27 protein-coding genes are annotated in these 26,940 nt (G+C 62.2%); 11 read left to right on the top strand and 16 right to left on the bottom strand.

All coding sequences use genetic code 11. From position 1 onward, the window contains the following. Window positions 1–162: 162 nt before the first annotated feature. Together ACIPL0_RS29630 and ACIPL0_RS29625 are read right to left on the bottom strand one after the other, a co-directional pair. The gene (locus tag ACIPL0_RS29630; RefSeq protein ID WP_400602690.1) at window positions 163–1,533 is read right to left on the bottom strand and encodes a gluconate:H+ symporter; all 1,371 of its coding nucleotides are present in this window, start codon (window positions 1,531–1,533) and stop codon (window positions 163–165) included. Between the two features lie 328 nt (window positions 1,534–1,861). Next, the gene (locus tag ACIPL0_RS29625; protein ID WP_400602688.1) at window positions 1,862–2,761 is read right to left on the bottom strand and encodes a LysR family transcriptional regulator; all 900 of its coding nucleotides are present in this window, start codon (window positions 2,759–2,761) and stop codon (window positions 1,862–1,864) included. Between the two features lie 132 nt (window positions 2,762–2,893). Between ACIPL0_RS29625 and ACIPL0_RS29620 the strand changes: the two genes are divergently transcribed. The 3 genes from ACIPL0_RS29620 (at window position 2,894) to ACIPL0_RS29610 (ending at window position 6,108) form a co-directional block, all read left to right on the top strand. Then, the gene (locus ACIPL0_RS29620; protein WP_400602686.1) at window positions 2,894–3,595 is read left to right on the top strand and encodes a CoA transferase subunit A; all 702 of its coding nucleotides are present in this window, start codon (window positions 2,894–2,896) and stop codon (window positions 3,593–3,595) included. A 118-nt stretch (window positions 3,596–3,713) separates the two neighbouring features. Then, window positions 3,714–4,370 (top strand): CoA transferase subunit B, encoded by a 657-nt coding sequence (locus ACIPL0_RS29615; RefSeq protein WP_400602684.1) that lies wholly within the window; start codon window positions 3,714–3,716, stop codon window positions 4,368–4,370. Window positions 4,371–4,689: 319 nt separating this feature from the next. Beyond that, a complete protein-coding gene (locus ACIPL0_RS29610) occupies window positions 4,690–6,108 on the top strand; it encodes a short-chain fatty acid transporter (RefSeq protein WP_400602682.1) in 1,419 nt (472 codons plus the stop codon). A 193-nt stretch (window positions 6,109–6,301) separates the two neighbouring features. Here the strand turns inward: ACIPL0_RS29610 and ACIPL0_RS29605 are convergent, their stop codons facing one another. Next, window positions 6,302–7,198 carry a LysR substrate-binding domain-containing protein gene (locus ACIPL0_RS29605; RefSeq protein ID WP_400602680.1) on the bottom strand — a complete coding sequence of 299 codons (897 nt, stop codon included), beginning with the start codon at window positions 7,196–7,198 and terminating at the stop codon, window positions 6,302–6,304. Window positions 7,199–7,300: 102 nt separating this feature from the next. Between ACIPL0_RS29605 and ACIPL0_RS29600 the strand changes: the two genes are divergently transcribed. Then, entirely contained in the window at window positions 7,301–8,224 is a 924-nt protein-coding gene (locus ACIPL0_RS29600) for a DMT family transporter (RefSeq protein WP_400602678.1), read from the top strand. 13 nt (window positions 8,225–8,237) lie between these two features. Here ACIPL0_RS29600 and ACIPL0_RS29595 read toward each other — a convergent pair whose 3' ends face one another. The 3 genes from ACIPL0_RS29595 to ACIPL0_RS29585 form a co-directional block, all read right to left on the bottom strand. Then, window positions 8,238–8,726: a MarR family winged helix-turn-helix transcriptional regulator gene (locus ACIPL0_RS29595; protein WP_400602676.1), complete on the bottom strand. Its 489-nt coding sequence runs from the start codon at window positions 8,724–8,726 to the stop codon at window positions 8,238–8,240. Window positions 8,727–8,810: 84 nt separating this feature from the next. Continuing rightward, a complete protein-coding gene (locus tag ACIPL0_RS29590) occupies window positions 8,811–9,128 on the bottom strand; it encodes an antibiotic biosynthesis monooxygenase family protein (protein WP_400602674.1) in 318 nt (105 codons plus the stop codon). Next, complete coding sequence (locus ACIPL0_RS29585; protein WP_400602672.1) at window positions 9,125–9,838, bottom strand: CTP synthase; 714 nt, start codon at window positions 9,836–9,838, stop codon at window positions 9,125–9,127. The genes ACIPL0_RS29590 and ACIPL0_RS29585 overlap by 4 nt, the downstream gene beginning before the upstream one ends. Before the next feature lie 12 nt (window positions 9,839–9,850). On the opposite strand from ACIPL0_RS29585, the gene ACIPL0_RS29580 reads away from it, so the two are divergent. Beyond that, window positions 9,851–10,810, top strand: coding sequence for a LysR family transcriptional regulator (locus ACIPL0_RS29580; RefSeq protein WP_400602670.1), 960 nt, complete (start codon window positions 9,851–9,853; stop codon window positions 10,808–10,810). 159 nt (window positions 10,811–10,969) lie between these two features. On the opposite strand, the gene ACIPL0_RS29575 is transcribed toward ACIPL0_RS29580, so the two are convergent. The 5 genes from ACIPL0_RS29575 to ACIPL0_RS29555 form a co-directional block, all read right to left on the bottom strand. Continuing rightward, a complete protein-coding gene (locus tag ACIPL0_RS29575) occupies window positions 10,970–11,875 on the bottom strand; it encodes an AraC family transcriptional regulator (RefSeq protein WP_400602668.1) in 906 nt (301 codons plus the stop codon). A gap of 92 nt (window positions 11,876–11,967) precedes the next feature. Further along, window positions 11,968–12,657, bottom strand: a complete 690-nt coding sequence (locus ACIPL0_RS29570; protein WP_400602666.1) for a fumarylacetoacetate hydrolase family protein — start codon at window positions 12,655–12,657, stop codon at window positions 11,968–11,970. A gap of 260 nt (window positions 12,658–12,917) precedes the next feature. Further along, window positions 12,918–13,682, bottom strand: a complete 765-nt coding sequence (locus ACIPL0_RS29565) for an SDR family oxidoreductase (protein ID WP_400602664.1) — start codon at window positions 13,680–13,682, stop codon at window positions 12,918–12,920. Window positions 13,683–13,856: 174 nt separating this feature from the next. Then, on the bottom strand, window positions 13,857–14,789 hold the full coding sequence (locus ACIPL0_RS29560; RefSeq protein ID WP_400602662.1) for a 2-hydroxyacid dehydrogenase: 933 nt from the start codon (window positions 14,787–14,789) through the stop codon (window positions 13,857–13,859). A 59-nt stretch (window positions 14,790–14,848) separates the two neighbouring features. Further along, window positions 14,849–16,201 carry a diguanylate cyclase domain-containing protein gene (locus ACIPL0_RS29555; protein WP_400602660.1) on the bottom strand — a complete coding sequence of 451 codons (1,353 nt, stop codon included), beginning with the start codon at window positions 16,199–16,201 and terminating at the stop codon, window positions 14,849–14,851. A 265-nt stretch (window positions 16,202–16,466) separates the two neighbouring features. On the opposite strand from ACIPL0_RS29555, the gene ACIPL0_RS29550 reads away from it, so the two are divergent. Next, window positions 16,467–17,582: a glycerophosphodiester phosphodiesterase gene (locus ACIPL0_RS29550; protein ID WP_400602742.1), complete on the top strand. Its 1,116-nt coding sequence runs from the start codon at window positions 16,467–16,469 to the stop codon at window positions 17,580–17,582. Between the two features lie 183 nt (window positions 17,583–17,765). Here the strand turns inward: ACIPL0_RS29550 and pyrF are convergent, their stop codons facing one another. Next, window positions 17,766–18,464 carry an orotidine-5'-phosphate decarboxylase gene (gene pyrF / locus ACIPL0_RS29545; RefSeq protein ID WP_400602658.1) on the bottom strand — a complete coding sequence of 233 codons (699 nt, stop codon included), beginning with the start codon at window positions 18,462–18,464 and terminating at the stop codon, window positions 17,766–17,768. 200 nt (window positions 18,465–18,664) lie between these two features. On the opposite strand from pyrF, the gene ACIPL0_RS29540 reads away from it, so the two are divergent. Next, a complete protein-coding gene (locus ACIPL0_RS29540; protein ID WP_400602656.1) occupies window positions 18,665–18,832 on the top strand; it encodes a DUF2897 family protein in 168 nt (55 codons plus the stop codon). A 49-nt stretch (window positions 18,833–18,881) separates the two neighbouring features. On the opposite strand, the gene ACIPL0_RS29535 is transcribed toward ACIPL0_RS29540, so the two are convergent. Then, complete coding sequence (locus ACIPL0_RS29535; protein ID WP_400602740.1) at window positions 18,882–19,706, bottom strand: substrate-binding periplasmic protein; 825 nt, start codon at window positions 19,704–19,706, stop codon at window positions 18,882–18,884. A gap of 346 nt (window positions 19,707–20,052) precedes the next feature. Here ACIPL0_RS29535 and ACIPL0_RS29530 point away from each other — a divergent pair, with 346 nt between their 5' ends. Next, window positions 20,053–20,595 carry an exonuclease domain-containing protein gene (locus ACIPL0_RS29530; protein ID WP_400602738.1) on the top strand — a complete coding sequence of 181 codons (543 nt, stop codon included), beginning with the start codon at window positions 20,053–20,055 and terminating at the stop codon, window positions 20,593–20,595. Between the two features lie 306 nt (window positions 20,596–20,901). After that, entirely contained in the window at window positions 20,902–21,189 is a 288-nt protein-coding gene (locus ACIPL0_RS29525; protein ID WP_400602654.1) for a pyrimidine/purine nucleoside phosphorylase, read from the top strand. A gap of 143 nt (window positions 21,190–21,332) precedes the next feature. Here ACIPL0_RS29525 and ACIPL0_RS29520 read toward each other — a convergent pair whose 3' ends face one another. Further along, window positions 21,333–23,096 (bottom strand): ABC transporter transmembrane domain-containing protein, encoded by a 1,764-nt coding sequence (locus ACIPL0_RS29520; protein ID WP_400602652.1) that lies wholly within the window; start codon window positions 23,094–23,096, stop codon window positions 21,333–21,335. Between the two features lie 295 nt (window positions 23,097–23,391). On the opposite strand from ACIPL0_RS29520, the gene ACIPL0_RS29515 reads away from it, so the two are divergent. Then, window positions 23,392–23,568, top strand: coding sequence for a PA1571 family protein (locus ACIPL0_RS29515; protein ID WP_400602650.1), 177 nt, complete (start codon window positions 23,392–23,394; stop codon window positions 23,566–23,568). 152 nt (window positions 23,569–23,720) lie between these two features. Next, on the top strand, window positions 23,721–24,704 hold the full coding sequence (locus ACIPL0_RS29510) for a zeta toxin family protein (RefSeq protein WP_400602648.1): 984 nt from the start codon (window positions 23,721–23,723) through the stop codon (window positions 24,702–24,704). Window position 24,705: 1 nt separating this feature from the next. Here ACIPL0_RS29510 and pdxB read toward each other — a convergent pair whose 3' ends face one another. Further along, window positions 24,706–25,854, bottom strand: a complete 1,149-nt coding sequence (gene pdxB / locus ACIPL0_RS29505) for a 4-phosphoerythronate dehydrogenase PdxB (RefSeq protein WP_400602646.1) — start codon at window positions 25,852–25,854, stop codon at window positions 24,706–24,708. 82 nt (window positions 25,855–25,936) lie between these two features. Beyond that, on the bottom strand, window positions 25,937–26,191 hold the full coding sequence (gene tusA, locus ACIPL0_RS29500) for a sulfurtransferase TusA (RefSeq protein ID WP_400602644.1): 255 nt from the start codon (window positions 26,189–26,191) through the stop codon (window positions 25,937–25,939). Window positions 26,192–26,940: the final 749 nt, after the last annotated feature.

Raw genomic sequence — 26,940 nt, 5'->3', positions numbered from 1 at the left:
TTGGCGTTACATGTAGGAGCTGGCTTGTCCTGCGAGCGGCGATGAAATCGTCGTAAAACCTAAGCACACGGTTTACCTGATACACCGCGTTTGCCGATTTTACGACTGCTTCGCAGCCGCTCGCAGGGCAAGCCAGCTCCTACAGGATGTTGCGGCGTGGCTTCAGACCAACCAATGCCACAACAGCGACGTACCGATCAGCCCTACCACCGAGACGATGGTCTGCAACACCGACCAGACCCAGATCGTCTGCTTCAGTTGCAGACCGAAGTACTCGCGGACCATCCAGAAACCTGCATCGTTGACGTGGCAGAAGAACACCGAACCGGCACCGATCACCAGCGCCACCAGCGATGCTTCAACGGGTGCCAGGCCAGCCATCATCGGCGCCAGAATGCCCGCGGTGGTGGTGGTCGCCACCGTCGCCGAACCGGTGGCCTGGCGCAGCGCCACAGCGATCAGCCAGGCCAGCAGCAGATACGGCATGTGCGCGCCTTCGGCGACCTTACTGATGGTCTGGCTGACACCGGCATCCAGCAGGGTCTGCTTGAGACCGCCACCGGCACCGATGGTCAGCAACAGCACGGCAATCGGCGCCAGGCTTTTGCGCAGAGTCGAACCGACCTGCTCACGGGAAATGCCGTTGGCCCAGCCCAGGCAGATCACCGCCGCCACCACCGCAATCGTCAACGCCACCAGCGGCTCGCCGAGGAATTTCAGGGTCAGTGCGACACCGCTTTCCGGCTCCATCGCCACCTTGGCCAGGGTGCTGCCAAGCATGAGAATCACCGGCAACAGAATGATCAGCAGGGAAATGCCGAAACTCGGCTGGCGGGCAGCACGGGGTTTGGCCGAGAACAGCTCGCCCAGTTCGGCAGGCGCTTCGATGTGCAGACGACGCGACAGCCAGTTGCCATACAGCGGACCTGCCAGAATCACCGCCGGCACGGCGATGCAGAAACCCAGCAACATGGTCAGGCCAAGGTCGGCGTGCAAGGCGCTGACGGCAATCAGCGGACCGGGGTGCGGCGGCATCAGCGCATGCAGGGTGGTCATGCCGGCCAATGCCGGGATGGCGATCTTCAGCAGCGGCAGGTTGGACTGGCGGGCCATGACGAAGATGATCGGCACCATCATCACCAGACCGACTTCAAAGAACAGCGGCAGGCCGATGACCATCGCCACCAGCGCCATCACCCACGGCAGGGTCTTGCCCTTGCCCAGCCCGAGCAGGGTCGAGGCGATCCGGTCCGCCGCGCCCGACTCCGCCATCAGCGCGCCGAGCATCGCGCCCAGGGCAATGATGATCCCCGCCTCGCCGAGAATGCCCCCGGCGCCCTTGCTGAACGCCTTGGCCACGGCTTCCGCCGGCAGGCCTGCGCCGATACCGGCAATGAACGCACCCAGCAGAATCGAGAGAAACGGTGGCAGCCGGGTCAGGCTGATCAGCACGATGATCGTGGCGATGGCCACCAGGCAACAAATGATCAGGCGAGTGTCATGGAACACCCACGCAGCAGACGATAAATCCAAGCGGAACCCCTTTTTCGTTCGATTCTTATTGAAGGATTTTCTGAAACAATTTGTTTCAGACGACCGAACGATACCGGATGCGGCAAGTCGTCGCAGTGAATTTTTCTTATAAAGTGGCCGAAAAGCCCTACCATTCATCCATTCATTTAGATGAATAAGTACTCATAGCCGCCGTTCGGGGTTCTCTTTGTGGGAGCGGATTTATCCGCGATGAGGCCCGTTCGGTCGATATCAATACGTCGTCTGACGCGGCCTCATCGCGAATGAATTCACTCCCACAGTTGATCATTGGGTCCATCAACAATCGGTCCGCTCCCACCGGTGACCATCACCGCGATTCGTTCGCCTCCACCGCACACTCGATCAACACATCCCGCAACGCCTGCGCCGCCGCCGACAGCTTGTGATCGGCCTGGGTCATCAGGCCAATGCGCCGTTCGATGCGCGGGCCTTCCAGGGCGATGCAGCGGGCGCCGAGCTCTTCCATCTGGCGGATGCACAACGACGGCACCGCGCTGACCCCAAGGCCGTTGGCGACCATGCGCCCCACCGTTGCCAGTTGATGACTCTCGAACGCCACCGACAACTTGCCGTGCTGGGTTTGCAGGTCCTGCTCCAGCAGCAGGCGCACCGCCGACGGTCGTTGCAGGGTGATGAAGTCGTGGTGCAGCAGTTCATCCCAGCTCACCACGCCCTGCTCGGCCAGCGGCGAATCCACCGGCACCACCGCAACGAAGCGGTCGGTGTAGAACGGGGTGAAGGTCAGGTGGTTGCTCGACTCGGGCTCGAAGCCGATGCCCAGTTCGACCCGGCGGTGATCGACCATCTCCAGCACTTGTTCGTTGATCACGTCATGCACCGCGACGTTGACCCGTGGATAGCGCTCGCGAAAAACCTTCAGCGCAATCGGCAGCAGGTTGCCGGCGAACGACGGCATGGCCGCAATCGAGACCTTGCCCATCTGCAACGTGAAGCGCTGGCGCAACAGTTCTTCGGTGTTGTCCCAGTCGGCGAGCAGTTGCCGGGCCAGCGGCAGCAGTGCCTCGCCTTCCGGTGTCAGGCTGACCGAACGCGTGGTGCGGGTCAGCAATTGCCCACCCAGATCGTCCTCCAGCGCCTTGATCGTCAGGCTCAGCGCCGGCTGCGACAGGTGCAGCCGCTCCCCCGCCTGAGCAAAGCTCAGACACTGCGCGACGGCGAGAAAGGCGCGGAGCTGTTTGACATTCATATATTTATTTTCTTTATCAATTTATGAAAAAAACAAAATTAACAAATCACTGGGTGCGGGTGAAGATGCGACCAACGCTCTCCGGCAAGAAATTGTCGGACACAACTACAACGAAGCGGGGACTACAACATCATGGCCGGACTCGACAAACGAGTAGCAACCTACGAAGAAGCCCTTGCCGGGCTGACTGACAACATGACAGTACTGGCCGGCGGTTTCGGCCTGTGCGGTATCCCGGAAAACCTCATCGCGCAGATCAAGCGCATGGGCGTGAAAGGCCTGACGGTTGTGTCCAACAACTGCGGCGTCGACGGTTTCGGCCTGGGCATCCTGCTGGAAGACCGGCAGATCCGTAAGATGATCGCCTCCTATGTCGGCGAAAACGCCCTGTTCGAGCGCCAACTGCTCAGCGGCGAGCTGGAAGTCGAACTCACCCCGCAAGGCACCCTCGCTGAAAAAATGCGCGCAGGCGGTGCCGGTATCCCCGCTTTCTATACCGCCACCGGCTACGGCACCCCGGTTGCCGAAGGCAAGGAAGTGCGCCAGTTCAACGGTCGCAACGTGATTCTTGAAGAAGCCATCACCGGCGACTTCGCCATCATCAAGGGCTGGAAAGCCGACCACTTCGGCAACGTCGTCTACCGCCACACCGCGCAGAACTTCAACCCGGTGGTCGCCACCGCCGGCAAGATCACCGTGGTCGAGGTCGAGGAAATCGTTGAGCCGGGCGTGCTGCTGCCGACCGAAATCCACACCCCCGGCATTTATGTCGATCGCGTGATCCTGGGCACTTTCGAGAAGCGCATCGAACAGCGCACGGTCAAGAAAGCCTGACGTCACCCCTTGTGATCCGTAGCAGTCCGGCTTGCCGGCGGTGCTTTGAAAGAACACCGCCAGCGTCGACCGGACACGCACAGATCGGCCACCGGACAGAATAAAAGAGACCCGAACCATGGCACTCTCCCGCGAACAAATGGCACAGCGCGTTGCGCGCGAACTGCAAGACGGCTTTTACGTGAACCTGGGCATCGGCATTCCGACCCTGGTCGCCAACTACGTGCCGAAAGGCATCGACGTGATGCTGCAATCGGAAAACGGCCTGCTCGGCATGGGTGAATTCCCCACCGAAGCGACCATCGACGCCGACATGATCAACGCCGGCAAGCAGACCGTGACCGCGCGCACCGGCGCGTCGATCTTCTCCTCCGCCGAATCCTTCGCCATGATCCGTGGCGGCCACGTCGACCTGACCGTGCTGGGCGCGTTTGAAGTCGACGTCGAAGGCAACATCGCCTCGTGGATGATTCCCGGCAAGCTGGTCAAGGGCATGGGCGGCGCGATGGACCTGGTGGCCGGTGCCGACAACATCATCGTCACCATGACCCACGCCTCCAAGGACGGCGAGTCCAAGCTGCTGTCCCGTTGCAGCCTGCCACTGACCGGTGCCGGCTGCATCAAGAAGGTGCTGACGGACCTGGCCTACCTGGAAATCGAAAACGGCGCTTTCATCCTGCGCGAAACCGCACCGGGCGTGAGCATCGAAGAAATCGTCGCCAAGACTGCCGGCAAGCTGATCGTGCCGGACGATGTGGTCGAGATGACATTCTGAAAACAGGCGGCGCCTGCCATCGCGAATGAATGCGCTCCCACAGAGACCTTCGCGTGACCTATGGGAGCGGCCGCCACATCTTGTGTAGGAGTGAGCTTGCTCGCGATGCCGTAGACCAGCCACCCACGCAGTGCCTGATCGAAAGCATCGCGAGCAAGCTCACTCCTACACAATCGCATCATTTTGTTATGCCATGCTGCCCCTTCAGCGATGAAGGGGCTTTGCTATATCTACACCCGGACCTTTTTTGCATCACCGCCAACACTAAAAACAGCTATGCCCAATAGCACCAAAAATAACTCCAAGAGGTAAAAACATCGTGGCCGCCGATATCGAAGAAAGCCGCTCCGCCCGATTTGCCCTGCGTTGCGCCCAGTGGGCGGAACGCTGGTTCCCGGATTCCTGGGTGTTCGCCGCCCTGGCCGTGGTCATCGTCACCCTGGCGACCCTGGTCATCGGCGCCAAACCCGCCGACACCGCCAAAGCCTTCGGCGACGGTTTCTGGAGCCTGATCCCGTTCACCATGCAGATGGCCTTCGTGGTCATCGGTGGTTACGTGGTCGCCAGTTCGCCGCCCGCCGTCAAACTGATCGACCGTCTGGCGCGCATCCCGAAAAACGGCCGTTCAGCCGTTGCCTGGGTCGCGCTGATCTCGATGGTCGCCTCGCTGCTCAACTGGGGCCTGTCGCTGGTCTTTGGCGGCCTGCTGGTACGCGCCCTGGCCCGTCGCACCGACCTGAAGATGGACTACCGCGCCGCTGGCGCCGCCGCCTATCTGGGCCTGGGCGCCGTGTGGGCACTGGGTCTGTCGTCGTCGGCTGCACAGCTGCAAGCCAACCCGGCCAGTCTGCCGCCGTCGATCCTGGCGATCACCGGCATGATTCCGTTCACCCAGACCATCTTCCTCTGGCAGTCCGGCGTGATGCTGCTGGCACTGGTGGTGATCTCGATCATCGTCGCCTACGCCACCGCGCCCGGCCCGAACAGTGCCCGCCAGGCCAAGGATTGCGGTATCGATCCGGCTTTCAGCATGCCGCCACTGGCACCGCGCACCCGTCCGGGCGAGTGGCTGGAATACAGCCCGCTGCTGATCATTCTGATGGTGGTGCTGGCGTCCGGCTGGCTGTACAACGAGTTCAGCACCAAGCCTGCGATCACCGCGATTTCCGGCCTGAACACCTACAACTTCCTGTTCATCATGGTCGGCGCTCTGCTGCACTGGCGTCCGCGCAGCTTCCTCGACGCCGTGGCCCGTGCCGTGCCGACCACCACCGGCGTGCTGATCCAGTTCCCGCTGTACGGTTCGATCGCCGCGTTGCTGACCACGGTCAAGGGCGGTGATGCACAGACTGTTGCGCACCACATCTCGACCTTCTTCACCAGCATCGCCTCCCACGACACCTATGCGCTGCTGATGGGCGTGTACTCGGCGATTCTTGGCTTCTTCATTCCGTCCGGCGGCGGCAAGTGGATCATCGAGGCGCCCTACGTGATGCAGGTCGCCAATGACCTGAAATACCACCTGGGCTGGGCGGTGCAGATCTACAACGCCGCCGAGGCGCTGCCGAACCTGATCAACCCGTTCTACATGCTGCCGTTGCTGGGCGTGCTGGGCCTGAAGGCGCGGGACCTGATCGGTTTCTCCTTCGTGCAGTTGCTGGTGCACACGCCGCTGGTGCTGTTCCTGCTGTGGGCACTGGGCGCCACCCTCGCGTATATCCCGCCGGTAATGCCGTAATCCCTCGGCGCATTGCATAAATCACCAGCAGGAGCCGGCTTGCTGGCGAACACGGTCATTCAGTCACCACGAGGGTGACGGTCCTACCGGGTTCGCCAGCAAGCCGGCTCCTACAAAGGTTTTCGGCGCCCTGTCGAAATCTGCCACCCCATATAGCTCCCTCCCACACTTCCGCGTGCGGTTCGCAGCAGATCTACACCGTCTCCTCTCCCCGCGCCTGCTCCAGCAACCACTCCTTCAACGCCTGCACCGTCGGGCGCAGGATCGAGTGTTTCGGCTGCACCAGGTAATACCCTTTCGCCAACGGCAGACGCTCGGCGAACGGTTCGATCAATACCCCGCTCGCCACTTCTTCCTGGGTCAACCATTCGCTGGTGATGACCACGCCCTGATGCCTGCGCGCCGCTTCGACCGCCATCAATGACTGGTCGAAATGGATGCCGGGGATCTTTCTCTGTTCCTGCTCAGCGATACCGGCAAAGCGCTGCAGCCATTCCGGCCAGTGCGGGTGCAGGGTGTTGTGCAACAGCGTGGTCCGGCGCAGGTCAGCCGGCGCCTGCAACTGCAGCTGTTGCGCGTAGGTCGGGCTGCAATAGACCCGCGCGTCGTCCTGATGCAGCAGCTGCACATCCAGTTCCGGCGCGTGTCCGTCGAAATGACGGATCGCCAAATCCACCCGCTCGCTGCTGAAATCGGTCAGAGCAATCGAAGAACTCAAATGCAACGCCACACCGGGATGGCTTTCCAGAAATCCGGCCATGCGCCGGGCGAACCATTTGGCGGCCAGGCTCGGCGGCATGTTCAGCCAGACATTGTTGTTGTGGCGGTCGCGCAAGGCGTGGCTGGCATCGATGATCTGCGCCAGCGCCGGCTGGATCTGCGCCCAGTACGCGAGGCCATCGGGGGTCGGCTGGATCTGGCGGATCTGCCGCGCGAACAGTGCCACGCCCAGCCACTGTTCCAGATTACGAATCTGCTGGCCGACCGCGCCGGGGGTCACGTTCAGTTCGTCGGCCGCAAGAGAAAAACTGTGCAATCGCATCGCCGCATCGAAACACAGCAGCGCTTTTAGCGGTGGGGAGGCTTTCATGGTGCAGTTTTTCTATTTCATGCCGTAGAGATGATGATTTGTAACGGATCGCGTCGCCGCGCACAATCGCCTCCCCAAGACTTGTGCGGCAGACCGACTTCCATGAAAAACATCGCTTACTTTGCCTTCGCCCTGCTCGGGCTGATCTGGGGCACCAACTTCATGTACATGAAGTGGGCGGTGGAATGGATTTCGCCGGCGCAGGTGGTGCTGCTGCGTTCGTTTTTCGGTTTCCTGCCGATCCTGATCTATGCCCTGATCACCCGCTCGCTGAGCTGGCGTCACGCCCGCCACCTGCATCATTTTCTGGTCATGGCCCTGTTGGCGACGGCGGTCTATTACTACTTCTACGCCAGGGCCGCCACGCTGATGCCATCCGGTATCGCCGGGCTGCTCAGCGGTGCGATCCCGCTGTTCACCTTCATCTGCACCTTTCTCTTTCTGCGTGAGGAAAAGCTCAACGCGCGGATGACCGCCGGCACCCTGATGGGCTTTTTCGGCGTGATGCTGATTGCCCGCCCGTGGGCCACCGGCACGGCGGCGATCTCGCTGGAAGGCGTGTGGTACATGGCGCTCGGCTCGCTGAGCATTGGCGGCTCGTTCGTTTACGCCAAGCGTTTTCTCACCGGCCTGAACATCCCCGCCGCTGCGCTGAGCACTTATCAGATCGGTCTGGCGCTGCTGATCCTGCTGCTGGTCACGGACCGTCAGGGCATGGAGCACATCATCGACAGCCCCAAGGCGCTGCTCGGCGTGTCGCTGGGTCTGGGCCTGACCGGCACCGGCGTGGCATTCATCCTGTATTACTTCATCGTCGAGCGACTGGGCGCAGTGGTAGCAGCGTCGGCGACCTACCTGCCCTCGGTGATTGCCCTGCTGATCGGTGTGTTCATCGCCGGCGAGCCGGTGCATGGGCTGGACGTGGTGGCGATCGCAGCGATTCTGGGCGGGGTGTTCGTGCTGCAAAGCGGACGGCGGCAGGCAGCGCGTCAGACCCCAGCGAGAATAGCGACCGCCACCGAGTAAGACGGCGCACGCCTCACACGTCTTCGGCGCCCTCGTAACTGCCTGCAGCCACTGCGATCAGCGCCTTGCGCAGTTGCGCCGCCGGCTCGGCGCCGTAGCCGTTTTCGAAGCTCGCCTGGGCCTGTTCCCACAATGGCTGGCTTTCCAGCAGCTTGTTCATGCCGGCCTGGGTCAGACGTACCAGACGGCTGCGCTTGTCCTGCGGATCGACGCTGATGTTCAGCCAGCCTTCGCGCTCCAGCGGCTTGAGGTTCTGCGCCAGCGCCGAACGGTCGATCATCAACGCCGCCGCCAGCTCCGACATGCTCGCCACCTGACAACGGGCAACCTGCATCAGGATGCCGCGCTGGGTCGAACGCAGACCGGTGGGCGCCAGCAAGGCGTCATAGAGCAACGTGATACGGCGAGTCGCCTTGCGCAGATGGGTGACATGGCAGACCGGCTGCGGCGCGATGATCAGGCCGTCCGGCACCGATACGGCATGGTTGTGTCTGTCGCTCATGGGGGCTCCTCAGGCTGTTCGCGGGGCCCACTCTGCCAATGGGTGGGCCCTCGCGCCATCGTGCCTGAGGATGAGTCACAAGGACTAGTTGTAATTTCTCTCAACCCTGGTGACCCGCGTGGTACAGCGCTGATACCACGTTGAACGCCCACGCTGACGGATCTCCCGGTGCTCGGGATGTTCTTTCCACGCCAGAATCGCCTGCTCGCTGGCCCAATAGGAGACGGTGATGCCGAAGCCATCCTCACCGCGCACCGACTCCACACCCAGAAAGCCCGGCTGCTCACGGACCAATTCGAGCATCCGCTGCGCGGCCTGGTCGTAGTCTTCGGCGTCCTGCCCGGTGCGGATCGAACTGAAGATCACCGCGTAATACGGCAGCGGCAAGGTATCGACCATCATCTCCCTTCTCCTTGCTGCGCACAGGCCTGCACGAACGCCTTGACCAGCGGCGGCGTGATGCCTTGCAGCGCGGCACGCTCGGGTTGGAACAGGGTCGCGACGAAAAACGGATGGCCGTCCAGCTCCATCGCCCGCACTTCATCATCGTGGTCGTAACCGCTGACCTTCAACGGACCGGCGAACATCGCCCGTTCCAGGTCCTTGCGCAGACCATAGCGGCAGCGATAACGCTCTTCGGTATCCAGCGCGCCGTACGCCTCGGCGATACGCGAACCGGTCAGCAGGCGAATCGGTGCAAACGCTTCGACCAGCGAGCAACTGAGCGGCGTGATGATGGCGTGATCCGACTCCGGCGCCGTTTCTGCGTGTTCAGCATCGGCCCAGCCCAGATGATTGCGGGCGTATTCCAGCAGCGCATGCTGAAAACCGCCGCAGGTGCCGAGAAACGGCACCGAGCGCTCGCGGGCAAAGCGGATTGCGGTCAACGCGCCGTCCATGTCGCGATAAGGGCTGGCCGGTACACACCAGATGCCGTCGTAGCCTTCCAGTACCTGACCGCTGCCCACTTCGGTGGTCGGCAGCCAGTCGAAGGCCACTTCAATCCCTGCCTCCCCGGCGACTCTGTCCAACGCCGGTGGTATGGCCTGGTGGGCCGGTACGTCTTCGTCGTAATCGCCGACCAATGCGATGCGAATGCTCTGTTGCTGCATGACTGCTCCCTGATGTCGAAAACGTTTTTGCCGTCTGGCGTCGCCCACTTTAAGCTTGTCGCCACGCAATCAAAATTGGCGTTTGGACAAGTGATCAGTGCAGCTATGCAATATCGAATCAACCACAGCGACCTTCATCTGATCCTCGCCCTGGTACGCGGCAAAACCCTGGCCCGGGCGGCAGAACTGCTCAAAGTCGATGTGTCCACGGTGTTTCGCGCGGTGCGCCGGCTGGAAACGGCGGTGGGTACGGCGCTGTTCGACAAGAGCCGCGCCGGTTATCAGCCGACCAGCGCCGCGCTGCTGCTGGCACAACAAGCGGAAAGCGCGGAACAAGCCCTGGCCCTGGCGCAGATCAGCCTGGAACAGGGCCAGCAGATCGTCAGCGGCAGCGTGCGCCTGACCTGTACCGAAGCGGTGCTGCAGAGCCTGTTGCTGCCCGCCCTCGCCCGCTTCATGCCGAACTATCCGGCGCTGAAGCTGGAACTGAACACCTCCAGCACCTTCGCCAACCTCAGCCGTCGCGATGCCGACATCGCCCTGCGCCTGACCAACTCACCGCCGGAGCATCTAGTCGGCACGCGGCTGGGCACGGTGTCTTACCGGGTCTATGCCAGCCAGGCGTATCTGCAACGCTGCGCGCCGAACGGACTGGCGGAAATGGACTGGATCGCGCCGGACGACTTCCTGCCCGACCACCCCACCGTGAGTTGGCGGCGCCAGCATCTGCCCGGGGTGAACCTGGCCTATCGCTGCAGCTCGATGCTGACCGTCGCGCAACTGGTGCGCGCCGGCATGGGCGTGGCGGCGCTGCCGGACTTCATGGTGGCCGATGGCGAATTCCAGACGCTGAGCGAGCCGTTGCAGGGGTACGACACCGGCCTGTGGCTGCTGACCCGTGCTGACTGCCGGGCATTGCGCTCGGTGTCGGCGCTGTTAAACGAACTGACCGGGAACCTCAGGCTGGCCTGATATTGCGCCATCGTCGGACGGTCGGTGGTGGTGCTACGAACCGCTGCTGGCCGAAGGCCGTAGGAGCCGGCTTGCTGGCGAATGCGCTGGATCAGTCACGGTGATGTGCCTGATCTGACGCGTTCGCGGGCAAGCGCGCTCCTACAGGGTGCGATGGGGTCAAGCGCCCCGCTGCTCCCGTCGGAACTGCCCTGGCGGCACGCCATGGGCCTTGCGGAAACGCCGGGAGAAATACGCCTCGTCAGTAAAACCGCAAACCTCGGCGATATGGCTCAGCGGCTTGTCGCTGTTCATCAATTGCGTGCGCGCCAGGCGCATGCGCCGTTCCAGCACCAGTTCGGAGAAGGTGTTGCCAGTCTCCTTGCGCAGCAGGTGGGTCAGGTAGTTGGGCGAGAGAAAGGCCGCCGCTGCGGCATCGGTCAGGGTCATGGCCGGGTCGGCGATGTGTTCGCGGATATAGGCCATCACCCGGCCCATGGCATCGCGGCGCCCGCGTCGTTCGGCTTTGTCGGCGGCCATCGCGCGCAGCTGCGGTTCGAACAGGTTGCAGACCGTGCCGATCAGTTGCAGCAGATAACCACGCAGGATCGATGCCGAACCCAGCTGGCGGGCCTGGTCGGCATCGCGCATCAGCTCCAGCAAGCGCGTCACGTCGGCGAAATCAGCATCATCGAGGATGAAATCCAGATGCTCTTGAAAACGGAACGGCGCCAGCTCCGGGGCTTCGCTCAGGGGCACGTCTTCCAGGTCCATCGGATCGCATTGCACATGCTGCAGGAGGAAATCCTGAGAGAAGTTGATCAACACGAAGTTGCCGTCTTCCGGATGCGGGATCACATGCAGCCGATGCGGCAGGATGAACGCCAGGGTGTTGCGCGGAAACGGCCGGACCGCACCGCCGATGTGCTGCACGGTGTCGCCGCCGAGGTTGATCTGGATCTGGAAGTATTCGTGACGATGGGGCTCGGTCAGGGCCGGACGCGCCGACTTGTCACGGATATAGAAATCCATGCGGTCGCTGCGCTGCTGCATGCCATAGGTCTGGATGCGGGGGGATTTCGCCATCGCCTGAAGCCTGAACAAAATGCACACGCTACAGGGTGGGAGCGGCAAGCGGCAAGCTTCCAACTTGCGGCTTGCCGCTTATGGCTTGCAACTCAGGAAACGGTGACGCTCAGTTCGCCGATGCCGTCGATGCCGGCCGTGACCACATCGCCGCGTTGCAGTGCGCCGACCCCGGCAGGCGTGCCGGTGTAGATCAGGTCGCCGGCCTTGATGCCGACCGATTGCGACAGGTAGGCGATCACGTCTTTGACCGGCCAGATCTGATCGGCCAGATCGCCGCGCTGGCGGGTTTCGCCGTTGACGTCGAGCCAGATCGAGCCGCTGTCGGGATGGCCGACCTTGCTCACCGGCAACAAGGCGGTGGCGGGCGCGGAAGCGTCGAAGGCCTTGGCCCACTCCCACGGACGGCCCATTTTCTTGGCTTGGGCCTGCAAGTCGCGGCGGGTCAGGTCCAGGCCCACGCCGTAGCCCCAGACGTGGCTGAGGGCGTCTTCGGGATTGATGTCGACGCCGTCCTTGCCGATAGCGACCACCAGTTCGATTTCGTGGTGCAGGTCGGCGGTCAGTGGCGGATAGGCGATGCGGCCTTCAGCCGGGACCACGGCGTCGGCCGGTTTCATGAAGAAAAACGGCGGCTCGCGATCCGGGTCGTGGCCCATTTCGCGGGCGTGTTCGGAATAGTTGCGACCCACGCAGAAAACGCGGCGGATCGGAAAACGGCTGGATGTACCGGCCACGGCCAGCGACGGCGCGGCGACCGGTGCGATGACAAATTCGCTCATGGTCAGGTTCTCGAATGACGGTTGTTCAACAGGGCTTCAGTGTGCAAAGAACACGGCGGGCGATGTTGGACAGATCACTCGGGGTTTTGGACGAAACAACGGATTGCACACAGACCCATTGTAGGAGTGAGCTTGCTCGCGATGGCGGCTTGTCGGACGGCACTGTGTCGACTGACCTGTCGCTATCGCGAGCAAGCTCACTCCTACAAATATTGCGCCATCGCGGGCAAGCGCGCTCCTACGGGTTTATGCATCGCGCATCAGCCACGCCCCACAAACGGCATGTTGCTGGCCATGACGGTCATGTTCAGCACATTGGCCGACAACGGCAGCGCGGCCATGTAGCTCACCGCTTCGGCCACGTGTTTCACGTCCATGGTCGGCTCCACCATCAGGCTGCCGTCGGCCTGAGGCACGCCTTTGGTCATGCGGTCGGTCATCTCGGTCAGGGCGTTGCCGATGTCGATCTGGCCGCAGGTGATGTTGTAGGCCCGACCGTCCAGCGCCGTGCTTTTGGTCAGCCCCAGCACCGCGTGTTTGCTGGCGGTGTATGGCGAGCTGAACAGCCGTGGCGTGTGCGCCGAGATCGATCCGTTGTTGATGATCCGCCCGCCCTGCGGCACCTGCCGGCGCATCAGGCCGAAGGCACCACGCACGCAGAGGAACATGCCGGTGACGTTGGTATCGACGACGTTCTTCCATTGCTCGACGGACAGCTCGTCCATCGGCACCGCCGGAGCACCGATACCGGCATTGTTGAACGACACATCCAGCCGTCCGAAGGTGCTTTCGATCGTCGCGAACAGCGCGTCGACACTGGCCGCATCGCGTACGTCGGTAGGCACTGCCAGCGCCTGACGGCCCACCGCCTTCGCCTGTTCCGCCAGCTCGATCAGCGGCTCCGGACGCCGCCCGGCGAGGACCACGGCAAAACCGTCCTCCAGCAATTGCAGGGCAACGGCACGACCAATGCCGCTGCCGGCGCCGGTGACCAGAGCGACTTTCAGGGGGGAAGATGCAGACATGGAGAAATCCTTTTTTGTTGTTGGAAAGAAAGATCAGTGATTGCAACCCGCCGCCATACCTGTAGGAGCCGGCTTGCTGGCGAACGCGCTTGATCAGGCGTATCAATGTTGACTGGCCTGTCGCATTCGCCAGCAAGCCGGCTCCCACAGAGGTCCGTCATCCGGACGGGGTCATCATGGCACCGGGGTCAGCACAGGTTGCCCTGCGTAGAACGCCAGCAGGTTTTTCGCGACCATTTCCACCGTGCCGCGCGAAGCTTCCGGCGACAGTCCGGCGACATGGGGTGTCAGCACCACGTTGTGCAGCGCCTTCAGGGTGTCCGGCACCTGCGGTTCATCATCGAACACGTCCAGTGCGGCCCCGGCCAGGCGGCCATGTTGCAGCGCATCGACCAGCGCTTCGGTGTCGACCACGCTGGCGCGGGCGATGTTGACGAGGAAACCTTCCGCCCCCAGCGCCTCGATGGCCGCCTTGTCTATCAGGTGCCGCGTGTCGCTGCCGCCGGGAGTGGCGACGATCAGGAAGTCGGATTCACGGGCCAGCTCCAGCGGCGTTGCGCAGTACTGGAAATCGACACCGGCGCGGGGCGAACGGCTGTGGTAGTTGACCTGCATGTCGAAACCCAGCGCGCGTCTGGCGATCGCCAGCCCCACGGAGCCCAGGCCGAGAATACCGAGGCGTTTACCGGCAAAGGAAGGTCGCGTGAGTTTGCGCCATTCACTGCGCCGCACCGATGCGTCGGCCTGGGGAATGTCGCGCACCAGCGACAGCAGCAACGCCATGGCGTGATCGGCCACGCTCGGGGCGTTGACCCCGGCGCCGTTGGTCACGGTGATGCCACGGGCCCGAGCGGCCGGCAGGTCCACCTGCTCATAACCGGCACCGATCACGCAGATGATCCCCAGCTTCGGCAATGCCGCCATCTCGTCAGCGGTAAAACCCAATGGCCCACGGGTCAGCACCGCATCGATCTCCGCGCCCCGCGTCGCCACCGCTTCTGCGCGCATGGCCGAGGTCGGCGCGAGGATCAGGCGAAAGCCGCTCTGCTCCAGAATCGGCAAATACGCGTTAACACTTTCCACCAGTACCAGCACCGTCTTGCTCATCGTCTCTGCGCCGCAACAATTTGTAAGGAAACAGACAGTACCGCGAGTTAGAGCGGTTTTCACCCCTGAAAACGATTCCCTCCACTCTTCTTCGCGCAATACATCGCCTCATCGGCATGACGAAACAACTGCGCAAGATCGGTGGCGTTTTCCGGGTAATTGGCGATACCGATGCTGGGCAGGATCTGCCAGTCGTGGCCCTTGAGGACCATCGGCACGTTGAGCGCCTTGCAGATTTTCTCGGCAACCCTGCCGGCATCGTCGCGGGTGTTGACGCGGTCCAGCAGCACCACGAACTCGTCGCCGCCGATGCGCGAAACGGTGTCGGTCTCGCGCACGCATTGCTTCAGACGGTGCGCGACTTCCTGCAACAGCAGGTCGCCAGCGGCGTGACCGAGGGTGTCGTTGACCTGCTTGAACTTGTCCAGGTCCAAGTACAGCAAGGCCAGCCTCCCCTTGCCGGCTTTGGCCCGGGCGAGAGATTGCTGCAGGCGCTCGTGCAACAGCATGCGGTTGGGCAGCTGGGTCAACTGGTCGTACTGGGCCATGCTTTTCAGCCGGTCGTACAGCTGCTTGCGTTCGATGGCCGCCGCGACCTGGGTCGAGACGAACTGCAGCAGCTCCTTGTCGCGCTCGACGTAGGCCGCACTGCCGGCGTGGTTTTTCACCAGCAACGCGCCGATGTTGCCGTGCTGGGTTTCCAGCGGCACCGCCAGCCATGACAGGTCGTCGTCGCCCAGCAGTTGCAGCAGGTGGTCCGGGGCGGAGATCGCCTCACCGTCGCAGCAGCGCGCAAGCAACAGGGTCTTGCCGTTGCCCGCCACTTCGCTGGCCAGGGCATTGGCCATGGGTTGTTGCAGCAACGGGTCGTCAGGGTCGACGTAGTAGGGGAAATTCAGCAGGCCGCTGTACTTGTCGCGCAGCGCCACGTAGAAATTCTGCGCCGGCAGCAGATCGCCGATGGCGCCGTGGATCTCGCGAAACAGCGCTGGCAGGTCACTGGCCACGTGGGCAGCCTCGGAGATGCGCAACAACGCGCTGCGCATGGCCTCGGACCGTTTACGCTCGGTGACGTCGCGCGCCACGGCGATGCGCAGACCGTCATCGGCCGACCAGCGCGCCGACCACATGATGTGAACGACACGACCATCCTTGCGCACATAGCGGTTCTCGAAGCCGCTATTGGGCCGCCCCGCCATGATTTCGCCAGCCGCGGCCAGCGTGCGTTCGCGGTCATCGGGATGCACCAGCTCGATCATCGGCTGACCGATCAGCTCGGCCGGGGTGTAACCGAAGATTTGCTCCGATGCCGCACTGACGAAGACGAACCGCCCCTGCGCGTCGACCACGCAGATGGCATCCAGCAGCATGTCGACAAAACCCAGCAACGCCGCGTAAGTGTTTGTTTCCATAAGAAAAGAACTGCCCGCCCAAGCAAACGTTCACGCACTCGACGATTTGCCGTCATGAAAAGTCATGAAACTGCTGGTCATAGTGCCGAAAGCCGCCGCATTCGGCCATCGGCAGAATGCGCACCGCGTCATAACGACCGCTTTTTCCCGACAACGACAGTCGGGTTGCCCCAGGCGAAGCTTGCTGTTTATGGTCGGCGGGCAACGTTGCGCCATGTCATGAATGAATCATGCTGATAAGGAACCGCAAACCATGCTGAAAGGAATGTCCAGAACGTTGAGTACCGCCGCGCTGGCGGGTGTCCTGTTGTCGTCGGGGATGGCCCACGCTGCTGCTGAACCGGGCAAGGCGCTGGCCGCAAAGATCGGCGTGCCGTGGCCGGCGGTGATTGCCCACCGTGGCGCCTCGTTCGATGCCCCGGAAGAAACCGTGCCCTCCTACACCCTGGCCCGCGAACTGGGCGCCGACTACCTGGAAATGGACATCCAGCGCACCAAGGATGGCGTGCTGATCGCGTTGCACGACGACACCCTGCAACGCACCACCAACATCGCCGAGGTCTATCCGGAGCGAGCCAAGGATCCGGTGAGCAGCTTCACCCTTGAAGAGCTCAAGCGCCTGGATGCCGGTTCCTGGTTCAACAAGGCCCACCCGGAGCGTGCCCGCGCCAGCTATGTCGGCCTGAAGATCCTGACGCTGGATGAGGTGATCGACATCGCCGAAGGCGGCAAGAACAAGCCTGGCCTGTACATCGAAACCAAAGTGCCGGCGCAGTTTCCCGGTATCGAAGAAGACCTGAAGAAAAAACTCGAACAGCGCGGCTGGTTGACTCAGCGTCCAGCGGCTGAGAAAGGCCACGTCAACGTCGCCCACACGCCGGGCCGGGTGATCTTGCAGACGTTCGAGAAACCAAGCCTGGAACTGCTGCAGAAGAGCATGCCGAACACGCCGAAAATCCTGCTGCTGTGGCTGGGTGACGGTTACATCCAGGCGGCGTCCGACACATCCTTCAAGGACTCGGGAGCCAAAGACAAGGCTGCGTATTACGCCGGCCAGCAGGTGAAATCGAAGGAAGAGTTTGCCGCGTGGATGGATTGGGCCAAGGCCCATGGCGCGGTGGGCACTGGACCGGCGGCGGCGCTGAAGAATGGCGGCGATCAGAGTTACATGGATCTGGTGCAGCCATGGATGAACCAGATGGCCCACGAACGCGGCCTGATCATTCATCCGTACACCGTGGATGACGCCGTGGATTTCAAGGCCATCAGCGCCCGTGGGGCCGACGGTTTCTTCACCAACCGCGCTGCGGAACTGCTGAAGTTCTATGGCCGGCCGTCGAAGGAAAGCATGGATTCGATCCTAAAGCGCAACGGCTTCTGAAACCGCAGACACACCGCACATTTTGTAGGAGTGAGCTTGCTCGCGATCGCGATATGTCAATCACCCTTGCAGGGTTTGGATAAACGCATCGCGAGCAAGCTCACTCCTACAGGTACACCGCTCCTACGGGTTTTGCGTACGGCGCGAATTTCAGGCACGCCGCAGATGTTGTGGGGGCCTTGCTCAGGCCAGCTCGGCCACTACCGCTGCCAGCGCGGCGGCCGGGTCGGCGGCCTGGCTGATCGGGCGGCCGATCACCAGGTAATCGGAGCCGACGTCCAGCGCCTGACGCGGGGTGAGGATGCGACGCTGGTCGTCCTGGGCGCTGCCAGCCGGACGAATCCCCGGGGTCACCAGTTGCAGCGACGGGTGCGCGCTCTTCAATGCCTGGGCTTCCAGCGCCGAGCACACCAGGCCGTCCATACCGGCCTTTTCCGCCAATGCCGCCAAGCGCAGCACCTGATCCTGCGGGTCGATGTCCAGACCGATGCCGGCCAAGTCTTCGCGCTCCATGCTGGTCAGCACGGTCACGCCGATCAGCAACGGCTTGGCGCCATTGCTTTTGTCGAGCACATCACGGCAGGCGGCCATCATGCGCAGGCCGCCGGAGCAGTGCACGTTGACCATCCACACACCCATTTCCGCCGCGGCCTTGACCGCCATCGCCGTGGTGTTGGGGATATCGTGGAATTTCAGATCGAGGAATACCTCGAAACCCTTGTTGCCCAGTTGCTCGACGATGTCCGGACCGCAACGGGTGAACAGCTCCTTGCCCACCTTGACCCGGGTCAGTTTCGGGTCCAGTCGGTCGGCCAGATTCAACGCGGCTTCGCGAGTCGGAAAATCCAGGGCGACGATGATAGGGGTCTGGCAGGCGGACATGGGCTGGGCTCTCTGGCAAGTCGAAATCGGCGCGCATTGTAGCTGAACCTGCCGCGGGACGGGACCCGGTGATCGGCAAACAGCCATGTTCGGCACGGCGGCAGGCAAAGACCGCCCTGCCCGCCTGACCGGCCATCCCCTACAATGGAACCACCGGGCGGCGCCGTTGCTCAAACCGGTATCACAAGAAGGAGAGCACCATGCCCTGGTATGCCTGGTTGATTCTGGTTATCGCAATCGGCTCGATCGTCGGCGGTTTGCTGATGCTCAAGGATTCGGCGAAAAAACTGCCGCTGACCGATGAACAACTCAAACGCATTCATGAGCGCAACGCGGAAATGGATGCCAAGGAAGCCCGCGACCGCTGAACGTCAGGGCGGTGCCGGAGCGCCGCCCTGCTCTCGTCACAACCCCCGCTCAGTCCCGCCCGTCATCCACCGCGATGGCGTGGTGGCTGGCTTGCGGTGTCACCGCGATGCGGAATGGCTGGAAAATCTTGAACATCTGCCCGTTCTCCCGCAGCTGCCTGAGCAGATCACCAAAGCGCTCGCCGCTGATCGGTGCGTTCGGCCGCAACAGCGCGTAATGCCGGTAGACCTGATCGACCCGGTCGGAAATCAGGAACTGGTCGGCGTCTTCCGGGTTGGCCGCCATGAACGTGCTCAGGTACGAACGGGTGACCAGCGCCACGTCAGCGCGATCACGCAGCACCATCAACAGATTGCTGTCGTGGGAATAGGTCAGCGTCGCGTTGTAGTTTTCCGCGAGAAATTTGGGGTCGGCATTGAAGTGCGCGAACGCGTAGTGATAGCCGCTGAACAGCGCCAGCCGCTTGCCGTGCAGCTCATCGAAGTAATTCTGTTCGCGTCCCGGAATCTTGTGCGCCACGAAGATTTCCGCGTCCTCCAGGCCCATGTCCACATCTTCGTGGGGGATGTCCTTCCAGCCCCAGCCGGGGTTTTCGAAGATCGCCATGTCGAAGCGCGCCTGCTGGAAATCGCGGAAACGCCGTGGAATGGAGGTCGGCACCATCTCGAAGTGGTATTGGCTCTGCATGGCATTCAGCGCGCTGACCATCTGCGGCAGCAGGCCGGTGTCTTCGCCACGTTCGGGGCGGATCGTGTAAGGCGGGAAGTGCGCTGCGCCGATACGCACCACTTCGCTGGCACTGGCCTGCCAGACGCACAGGGTCGTCGTCGCCATCAGTAGCGTGTTCAAAGCCATGCGCACTGGCGTGGAGATCAAGACCGGGCCCCCTTGACGAGTCGAAGTACGGCTAAGCTATGCGTTTGCGAACGATTAGACAACGGTCAAACAGAGGCAAAAACGCCTTTCCTAACGCTGTCACCGCTCTTTCCTGCAAATCACAACGAAAAGTCTTACAAATTGTTTGGGTCGCGGCGCAATTTATGCCGGGCGCCGACAACAGACAAGCGGGCAACCCCATATTTATTCAGGTGTGCGCCCAGTGCGGCTCCCGGCACCGCTGCTCCGATTCCTGGCCGGTCGGACAATAGGGGTTGGACGTCATCGACCGAATATGGCTACGCTCCAGTTCGATGCCATGGATGATGAACGGGAGTCCAAGATGCCCCACTGGCTGGTGATAGATCTGGAGGCCACCACCGAAGAGGGCGGATGGCCGGTGGCCGAGATGGAAATCATCGAAATCGGCGCGTCGGTGGTCAATCGGGAAGGTCGTGAAGTCGATCACTTCGAGCGTTTCGTGCGGCCGCTGCGGCGCCCGCAGTTGACGCCTTTTTGCCGTGAACTGACGCATATCCAGCAGAGCCAGGTCGACGCCGCCTCACCGCTGCCGGTGGTCTGGCCGCAATTCGAGCGATGGCTCGGCCATCATCGTGCTCATCTGGTGGGCTGGGCCAGTTGGGGCGATTACGACCGCCAGCAATTGCTCATCGAATGGCAACAACACCAGTTGACCAGCGAACTCGCCGACCTGCCCCACCTCAATCTCAAACAACGTTTCGCCAAGGCGCGCCAGCTGCAGAAACCCTGCGGCCTGAACAGCGCGCTGCAACTGGCCGGGCTGAATTTCAACGGCCAGCAACACCGCGCCCTGAACGATGCGCGTAACACTGCGCGGCTGTTGCCGCTGATCATTCCCGTGTGAGGGTTTGTACGAAATGTATTTGCGCGAAGGTCAGGCAAGGCGCAACGAGCTTTGCGAGTAACAGCCAAAGGCTGGCCCGCAGGGTGAGCGCCAGCGAATCAAAGCGACGAGGAAGCGCAGTTGACTAGTCGTCAATGAGCATTCCGAGTCGCTTTTCAACGCAGCATGGCGTGCGTTACACCGAAGGTGTCCAGCCTGCAGATGCATTTCGTACAAAGCCATGACGCATTTATCAAAGCGGATGACGGCTTTATATACGTTGGGCATACTGTCCGACCTTTTTCAGCCCTTCCCAGGAGTTCAGTCATGTTCAAGGTCAACGAGTATTTCGACGGCACGGTCAAGTCCATCGCCTTCCAACAGGCTGAAGGTGCGGCCACCATTGGCGTCATGGCTCCGGGCAAATACAACTTCGGCACCGCCGACCGTGAAATCATGCACGTCGTCTCCGGCTCGCTGAAAGTCCTGCTGCCAGGCAGCAACGACTGGGAAACCTTCAACGCCGGTGATCAGTTCCGCGTAGCGGCCAACAGCAAGTTCGAACTGGAAGTGCTGGTCGACACCGCTTACCTCTGCGAATACCGCAAGGACTGACAAGCTTCAAACGGTGGGAGCGAATTCATTCGCGATACGGTGACCCAGACGACTGATCTGTGTCGGTTGAACCGGCCCTTCGCGAATGAATTCACTCCCACACTGTTTTCCTGCGCTCACCCCTTGAATTCGCTCGACACCCGTCACGAATAATTGAACTGCAACGCCGCCAGCCGCGCATACAGCGGGTTGCTGGCGATCAGTTGTTGATGGGTACCCACCGCCACCAGCCTGCCCTGATCCATCACTGCAATGCGGTCGGCGTTCTGTACGGTCGCCAGACGATGGGCGATCACCAGTGTGGTGCGTCCCTGCATCAGAGTCGGCAAGGCCTGTTGAATCAAATGTTCGCTCTGCGCATCGAGCGCACTGGTGGCCTCGTCCAGCAGCAGGATCGGCGCGTCGGCCAGCAACGCTCGGGCAATCGCCAGGCGCTGGCGCTGCCCGCCGGACAAACCCAACCCGCCATCGCCCAGATGAGTCCGATAACCGTCGTTGAGGCGTTCGATGAACTCGTGGGCATGGGCGATCCGCGCCGCTGCCTGCACCTGCTCGTCCGTGGCCGCCGGATTGCCGTAGCGAATGTTGTCTTCGACGCTGCCGTAAAACAGCGCCGGGCTCTGCGACACCCAGGCGAAACAGCGGCGCAGGTCTTGCGGGTCGAGCCGGGTCACTGGCACGCCGTCGAGCAGCACCTGTCCCTGTTGCGGATCGTAGAAACGCAGCAGCAGATCGAACAGCGTCGACTTGCCCGCGCCTGATGGCCCGACCAGCGCCAGGGTTTCGCCGGCCCGAATCTCCAGACTCAAGCCTTCCACCGCGTTGCGCTGCGGTCGCGACGGATAGGCGAAGCTGACATTGTCCAGGGTCAGGTTGCCGCTGACCCGCTCCGGCAAGGTCAGTCCCTCATCGGCCGGCGGAGTGATTTCGCTGCGCGCCTGCAGCAACTCGGTGATGCGTTCGGCGGCGCCGGCAGCACGCTGCAATTCGCCGATCACTTCGCTCAAAGTGCCAAAGGCGCTGCCGACGATCAGGCTGTAGAACACGAACGCCGCGAGTTCACCGCCGGAAATACGCCCGGCAATCACGTCCATGCCGCCGACCCAGAGCATCACCGCCACCGCGCCGAGCACCAGCACGATCACCAGGGTAATCAGCCACGAACGCTGCAGAATCCGCTTGCGCGCGGTATCGAACGCCCCCTCGGCGGTCTGCGCGAAACGCAGACGGTCTTCCTGCTGATGGTTGTAGGCCTGCACGGTCTTGATCTGACCCAGCGCCTCGGCGACGTAACTGCCGACGTCGGCGATACGGTCCTGGCTTTCCCGCGACAGGCTGCGCACGCGCCGGCCAAACACCAGAATCGGCGCCACCACCAGCGGCAGCGCCAACACCACGATGCCGGTCAGCTTGGGGTTGGTGAAGAACAGCAGGATCACGCCGCCGATCACCATCAGCGCATTGCGCAGGAACATCGACAGCGACGAGCCGATCACCGACTGCAACAGCGTGGTGTCGGCGGTCAGCCGCGACTGGATTTCCGAGCTGCGGTTGTTCTCGTAAAAACCGGGGTGCAGGCTGACCAGATGATCGAACACCTGCTTGCGCAGGTCCGCTACCACCCGCTCGCCGATCCACGACACCAGGTAGAAGCGCGCAAACGTCCCGGCGGCCAGCGCCAGGATCAGCAACATGAACAGGCCGATGCTTTCGTTGAGCGACGTGGCCGAACGGGTCAGAAAGCCCTGATCGACCATCAACCGGATGCCCTGCCCCAGCGACAGGGTGATGCCGGCGGTGATCACCAGCGCCACCAGCGCACCGATGGCCCGCGCGCGATACGGCGCGATCATCCGCAGCGCCAGGCGCAGGGCATGACGCTGACGACCGGAAAACAATGAAGACATGAACATTACCCGCAGCAGGACACAGCCGCAGAGCCTACACCCCCTGCTCTCTGCACGCTCGTCGTGTTGCGCTGAACTCCACCGGCATCGGCCAGTCTGGGTATAGGTGCCCGGCCGCAGGCAGGGGCGCGTTATGCCTCTGGCCATGGACGGTTAGAGTGGATCGGTCTAACGGCGAGGTGGTGATTTCACATCGTTTCTGATGGACTGGATCTGCGTCTGAGGTGCCAAGGGATGTCACGGCGCGGTCATCAGGCGTGATTAACCTGAAGCGGACAATCTGAGGAGACAGGCCATGAGCTTGCAAAACAGCGGCAGTCACGAACCCGTCGTCCGGCCTCAGCCCGAGCTGCAACTGGGCGGAGCCATCCTTGACAAGGACGGGAAGGAAATCCTGATCACTGAAGAAATGGTGCAATCCGCCTGTCAGGAATGTGAGAAGTACTGGGTCAAACCGGAAAAACAAGAGTAATGAATTCGTTGCCCTGAAACCCGGTCACTGACCGGGTTTTTTATGCCTGCGAATAAACATTCGGTAACACGATTGCAGGTTCAGGGGCTTGCAGTGGCAGGCGGCCTGTTATTACGTCCGCGCCTTCAATCACCGCAAAAAAGGAAGACAGGATGTCCTCTGCAAACCAATACCCCTACACCCCGGCAGAACTGGAAAGCGCGTTTCAGACACTTTCCGCCACGCTGTTCGACGTCACTCGCGACATTGGCGAGGACGGTAATCCCGGCCCGAAAATCCTCACCGTGGTCGGTGTGCCCGGTGCAGGCAAGACGTACATGCTGAACAACACGCTGCTCAAACAGCCGCGCTACAAGAACTTCGTTCCCCTGTACAAGGAAAGCTTTCGCGAGTTGCACCCGCGCTACAGCGAATTCGCCGACCTCGACGTCACCGCACGCTATGCCCACACCGAAACCTTCATCCGTGAACTGGGCGGGAAGATTTTCGAATACGCGACGTCGGGCTTGTACAACATCATCCTGGAGTCGGCGATGGACACGCCGAACGCCGCCGAGATCATCGCCGGCCCGGTGTTCGCGAAGTACCAGTTCGATGTCCACATGATCGGCTGCAAGAAAGATTTCGTGCACATGTCGACCATCAAGCGCGCACTCAATAGCCTCGACAAAGGTCTGCTTGAGCGCTTCGTGGAGATCGAAACCATTCAGGCCAGCATCGACAATGCCGAAGCGATTCTGGGCGCTCTGGAGCTGGCCTGCATGCGGGTCGGCGGGTCAGAGATTCGCATGTATGAGCGTGGCTTCGGCAAACTGCGCACCACCACACAGCTGTGCCACAGTCGCTGCGACCGCGTGAACAGCCTGACGCCGCATGAGTTCGTCGACGAAAACGGTGTGAACATCCCTCTCGAAATACAGACGCACCGTATCGAACGCAACGAACTGATGACCACGCCGTGCACCGTCAGCAGCTTCGTCAAACTGACCAACGCCCCGGTCGTCGGCACCGAGGATCGCAAGGATGCCTGGACCGAAGCGACGCAATCGCTGCAACGCCTCGGCCAGTATCAGGAACTGGCGCCCGCCTCGATCACTGCGGCGCTACAGGCCTATATCGAAAAATATCAGGACTGATTCAGTCGTCGACCGCGACAGCACCCAGCGCCTGAACGATCCGCAGCAGTTCAGGCGACTGGCCATTGACTTTTACCCGCAGCCCTTCGATTTCCCGGCGTGGCGGGTACTGCTTGCGCAGGGCGTCGAAGTTCAGGCGCTGACTGGCTGGGTCTTCCACCAGACTGCGGCGGAAGTCCGCGTCGTCACGGCGCGGATCGTAGACCCCACGGCAGAGCATGTTCAGGGCCCACGCCGGATCGGTGGCGGCGTCCAGACTGACCTGCGCCAGCCAGGGTCTGGGCAGCAGGTCATCGAGCTGGATGCTCGGCGCCTGCCCCAGATGAGCGCACAACGCCTGGTAGATCTGCGCGGTGCCGCGCTGACGACCGTCGAGGCTGTAGCCGGCAATGTGCGGGGTGCCGATCACGCACAGTTCAGCCAGATCCAGGTCCACCAGCGGCTCCTCTTCCCAGACATCCAGCACTGCCTGCAGATCGTCCCGCGCCAGCAACACGTCACGCAGCGCGGCGTTGTCGATCACCGGGCCACGGGCGGCGTTGATCAGCCAGGTGCCTTCCTTGAGCTGCCGCAGGCGGGCGCGGTCGAACAGGTGCCAGGTGGGCGCCGGACCGGATTTTTCCAGAGGGGTGTGCAAGCTGATGACGTCGCAGCGCTGGATGATCTCGTCGAGGCTGACATAGTCGCCGCCCTCTGCTGCCTGACGCGGCGGGTCGCAGACCAGCACGTTCCAGCCGAGACCGCGCAGCACCTTGATCAAGCGCCCGCCGACCTGCCCCGCGCCCACCACGCCATAGGTGCGCTGAGCGAGGTCGACGCCTTCGATTTCCGCCAGGGTCAGCAGGCTGCCGAGCACGTAATCGACCACGCCTCGGGCGTTGCAGCCCGGTGCGCTGGACCACTGGATGCCGGCTTCGTTGAAGTAATCGAGGTCGAGGTGATCGGTGCCGATGGTGCAGGTGCCGACGAAACGCACCGAAGTGCCTTCCAGCAACTCGCGGTTCACTTTGCTCACCGAGCGCACCAGCAGGATGTCGGCGTCGGCCACGGCGGCGCGGTCGAGGGTGCGTCCCGGGTAGCGGCGGATCTCGCCGAAACCGGCAAAAAAGGCGTCGAGCAGGGGGATGTTTTCGTCAGCAACTATGCGCATGGTGGGGGCTCCGAGAGGTGGCCGCAGTGTAGGCGCTGACGAGCCCTCGGGCCAGCGCCGCGAACGGGGGATTGACCCGCGTTCAGTCCTGCTTCTTGCGGATCCAGTAGAGGAAGACGCCGTCTGCGGCCTGTTTGTCGATCAGTTCGTGGCCGAGGAATACGCAGAATTTGGGGATGTCGCGTTGGGTCGACGGGTCGGTGGCGATGACTTTGAGCAAGCCGCCGGCGTGGAGGTCGCGTACTTTCTGGTGCAGCATCATGACCGGTTCCGGGCAGTTGAGCCCGGTGGCATCAAGGACCGCGTCGGCGGCCAGGCTTTCTATGGATTCAGACATGGGGGACTCCGGAAACTGGCGGGCATTGTCGCTTAAATGATGGCGGGCGCCAAATTGAGGTGACTGATCGGTTGGTCGCTGGCGGCTGTAACGCAGGAGCGCGCTTGCCCGCGATCGGCTGTAGGAGCTGGCTTGTCCTGCGATCGGCTGTAGGAGCTGGCTTGTCCTGCGATCGGCTGTAGGAGCTGGCTTGTCCTGCGAGCGGCGACGAAGTCGTCGTAAAACCTGCGCACGCGGTGTGTCATTTGGATTGCTGATCTGCTAACGCAGCTCTGTTTCGCCTGGCGGCGAGTTACGCAAACCTGTAGGAGCGTGGCTTGCCCGCGATCGGCGACGAAGTCGTCGTAAAACCTGCGCACGCGGTGTGTCTGATGGATTGCTGATCTGCTAACGCAGCCCTGTTTCGCCTGACGGCGACTTACGCAAACCTTGTAGGAGCGTGGCTTGCCCGCGATCGGCGACGAAGTCGTCGTAAAACCTGCGCACGCGGTGTGTCTGATAGATTGCTGATCTGCTAACGCAGCCCTGTTTCGCCTGGCGGCGACTTACGCAAACCTTGTAGGAGCGTGGCTTGCCCGCGACCGGCGACAAAGTCGTCGTAAAACCTGCGCACGCGGTGTGTCTGATGTATTGCTGATCTGCTAACGCAGCCCTGTTTCGCCTGGCGGCGAGTTACTTGGAAAAGCCCCAAGTAACCAAGGGCTCTTATCCCCGCCATACGGTGCCTCGCCACAGGCTCGGCATGCCCT

This window comes from Pseudomonas sp. NPDC090208 (assembly GCF_044746785.1).
GTDB lineage: Bacteria > Pseudomonadota > Gammaproteobacteria > Pseudomonadales > Pseudomonadaceae > Aquipseudomonas.
This window is presented reverse-complemented; position numbering and strand designations above follow the sequence as displayed.

Excerpts from the sequence above, each read along its gene's own strand:
- ACIPL0_RS29605 (WP_400602680.1), bottom strand. The coding sequence starts at position 7,198 with ATGAAAGCCTCCCCACCGCTAAAAGCGCTGCTGTGTTTCGATGCGGCG.
- ACIPL0_RS29615 (WP_400602684.1), top strand. The coding sequence starts at position 3,714 with ATGGCACTCTCCCGCGAACAAATGGCACAGCGCGTTGCGCGCGAACTG.
- pyrF (WP_400602658.1), bottom strand. The coding sequence starts at position 18,464 with ATGTCCGCCTGCCAGACCCCTATCATCGTCGCCCTGGATTTTCCGACT.
- ACIPL0_RS29620 (WP_400602686.1), top strand. The coding sequence starts at position 2,894 with ATGGCCGGACTCGACAAACGAGTAGCAACCTACGAAGAAGCCCTTGCC.
- ACIPL0_RS29600 (WP_400602678.1), top strand. The coding sequence starts at position 7,301 with ATGAAAAACATCGCTTACTTTGCCTTCGCCCTGCTCGGGCTGATCTGG.
- ACIPL0_RS29560 (WP_400602662.1), bottom strand. The coding sequence starts at position 14,789 with ATGAGCAAGACGGTGCTGGTACTGGTGGAAAGTGTTAACGCGTATTTG.
- ACIPL0_RS29580 (WP_400602670.1), top strand. The coding sequence starts at position 9,851 with ATGTCGAAAACGTTTTTGCCGTCTGGCGTCGCCCACTTTAAGCTTGTC.
- ACIPL0_RS29540 (WP_400602656.1), top strand. The coding sequence starts at position 18,665 with ATGCCCTGGTATGCCTGGTTGATTCTGGTTATCGCAATCGGCTCGATC.
- ACIPL0_RS29575 (WP_400602668.1), bottom strand. The coding sequence starts at position 11,875 with ATGGCGAAATCCCCCCGCATCCAGACCTATGGCATGCAGCAGCGCAGC.
- ACIPL0_RS29510 (WP_400602648.1), top strand. The coding sequence starts at position 23,721 with ATGTCCTCTGCAAACCAATACCCCTACACCCCGGCAGAACTGGAAAGC.
- ACIPL0_RS29525 (WP_400602654.1), top strand. The coding sequence starts at position 20,902 with ATGTTCAAGGTCAACGAGTATTTCGACGGCACGGTCAAGTCCATCGCC.
- ACIPL0_RS29515 (WP_400602650.1), top strand. The coding sequence starts at position 23,392 with ATGAGCTTGCAAAACAGCGGCAGTCACGAACCCGTCGTCCGGCCTCAG.
- ACIPL0_RS29625 (WP_400602688.1), bottom strand. The coding sequence starts at position 2,761 with ATGAATGTCAAACAGCTCCGCGCCTTTCTCGCCGTCGCGCAGTGTCTG.
- pdxB (WP_400602646.1), bottom strand. The coding sequence starts at position 25,854 with ATGCGCATAGTTGCTGACGAAAACATCCCCCTGCTCGACGCCTTTTTT.
- ACIPL0_RS29550 (WP_400602742.1), top strand. The coding sequence starts at position 16,467 with ATGTCCAGAACGTTGAGTACCGCCGCGCTGGCGGGTGTCCTGTTGTCG.
- ACIPL0_RS29555 (WP_400602660.1), bottom strand. The coding sequence starts at position 16,201 with ATGGAAACAAACACTTACGCGGCGTTGCTGGGTTTTGTCGACATGCTG.
- ACIPL0_RS29530 (WP_400602738.1), top strand. The coding sequence starts at position 20,053 with ATGCCCCACTGGCTGGTGATAGATCTGGAGGCCACCACCGAAGAGGGC.
- ACIPL0_RS29595 (WP_400602676.1), bottom strand. The coding sequence starts at position 8,726 with ATGAGCGACAGACACAACCATGCCGTATCGGTGCCGGACGGCCTGATC.
- ACIPL0_RS29570 (WP_400602666.1), bottom strand. The coding sequence starts at position 12,657 with ATGAGCGAATTTGTCATCGCACCGGTCGCCGCGCCGTCGCTGGCCGTG.
- ACIPL0_RS29565 (WP_400602664.1), bottom strand. The coding sequence starts at position 13,682 with ATGTCTGCATCTTCCCCCCTGAAAGTCGCTCTGGTCACCGGCGCCGGC.
- ACIPL0_RS29520 (WP_400602652.1), bottom strand. The coding sequence starts at position 23,096 with ATGTCTTCATTGTTTTCCGGTCGTCAGCGTCATGCCCTGCGCCTGGCG.
- ACIPL0_RS29585 (WP_400602672.1), bottom strand. The coding sequence starts at position 9,838 with ATGCAGCAACAGAGCATTCGCATCGCATTGGTCGGCGATTACGACGAA.
- tusA (WP_400602644.1), bottom strand. The coding sequence starts at position 26,191 with ATGTCTGAATCCATAGAAAGCCTGGCCGCCGACGCGGTCCTTGATGCC.
- ACIPL0_RS29590 (WP_400602674.1), bottom strand. The coding sequence starts at position 9,128 with ATGATGGTCGATACCTTGCCGCTGCCGTATTACGCGGTGATCTTCAGT.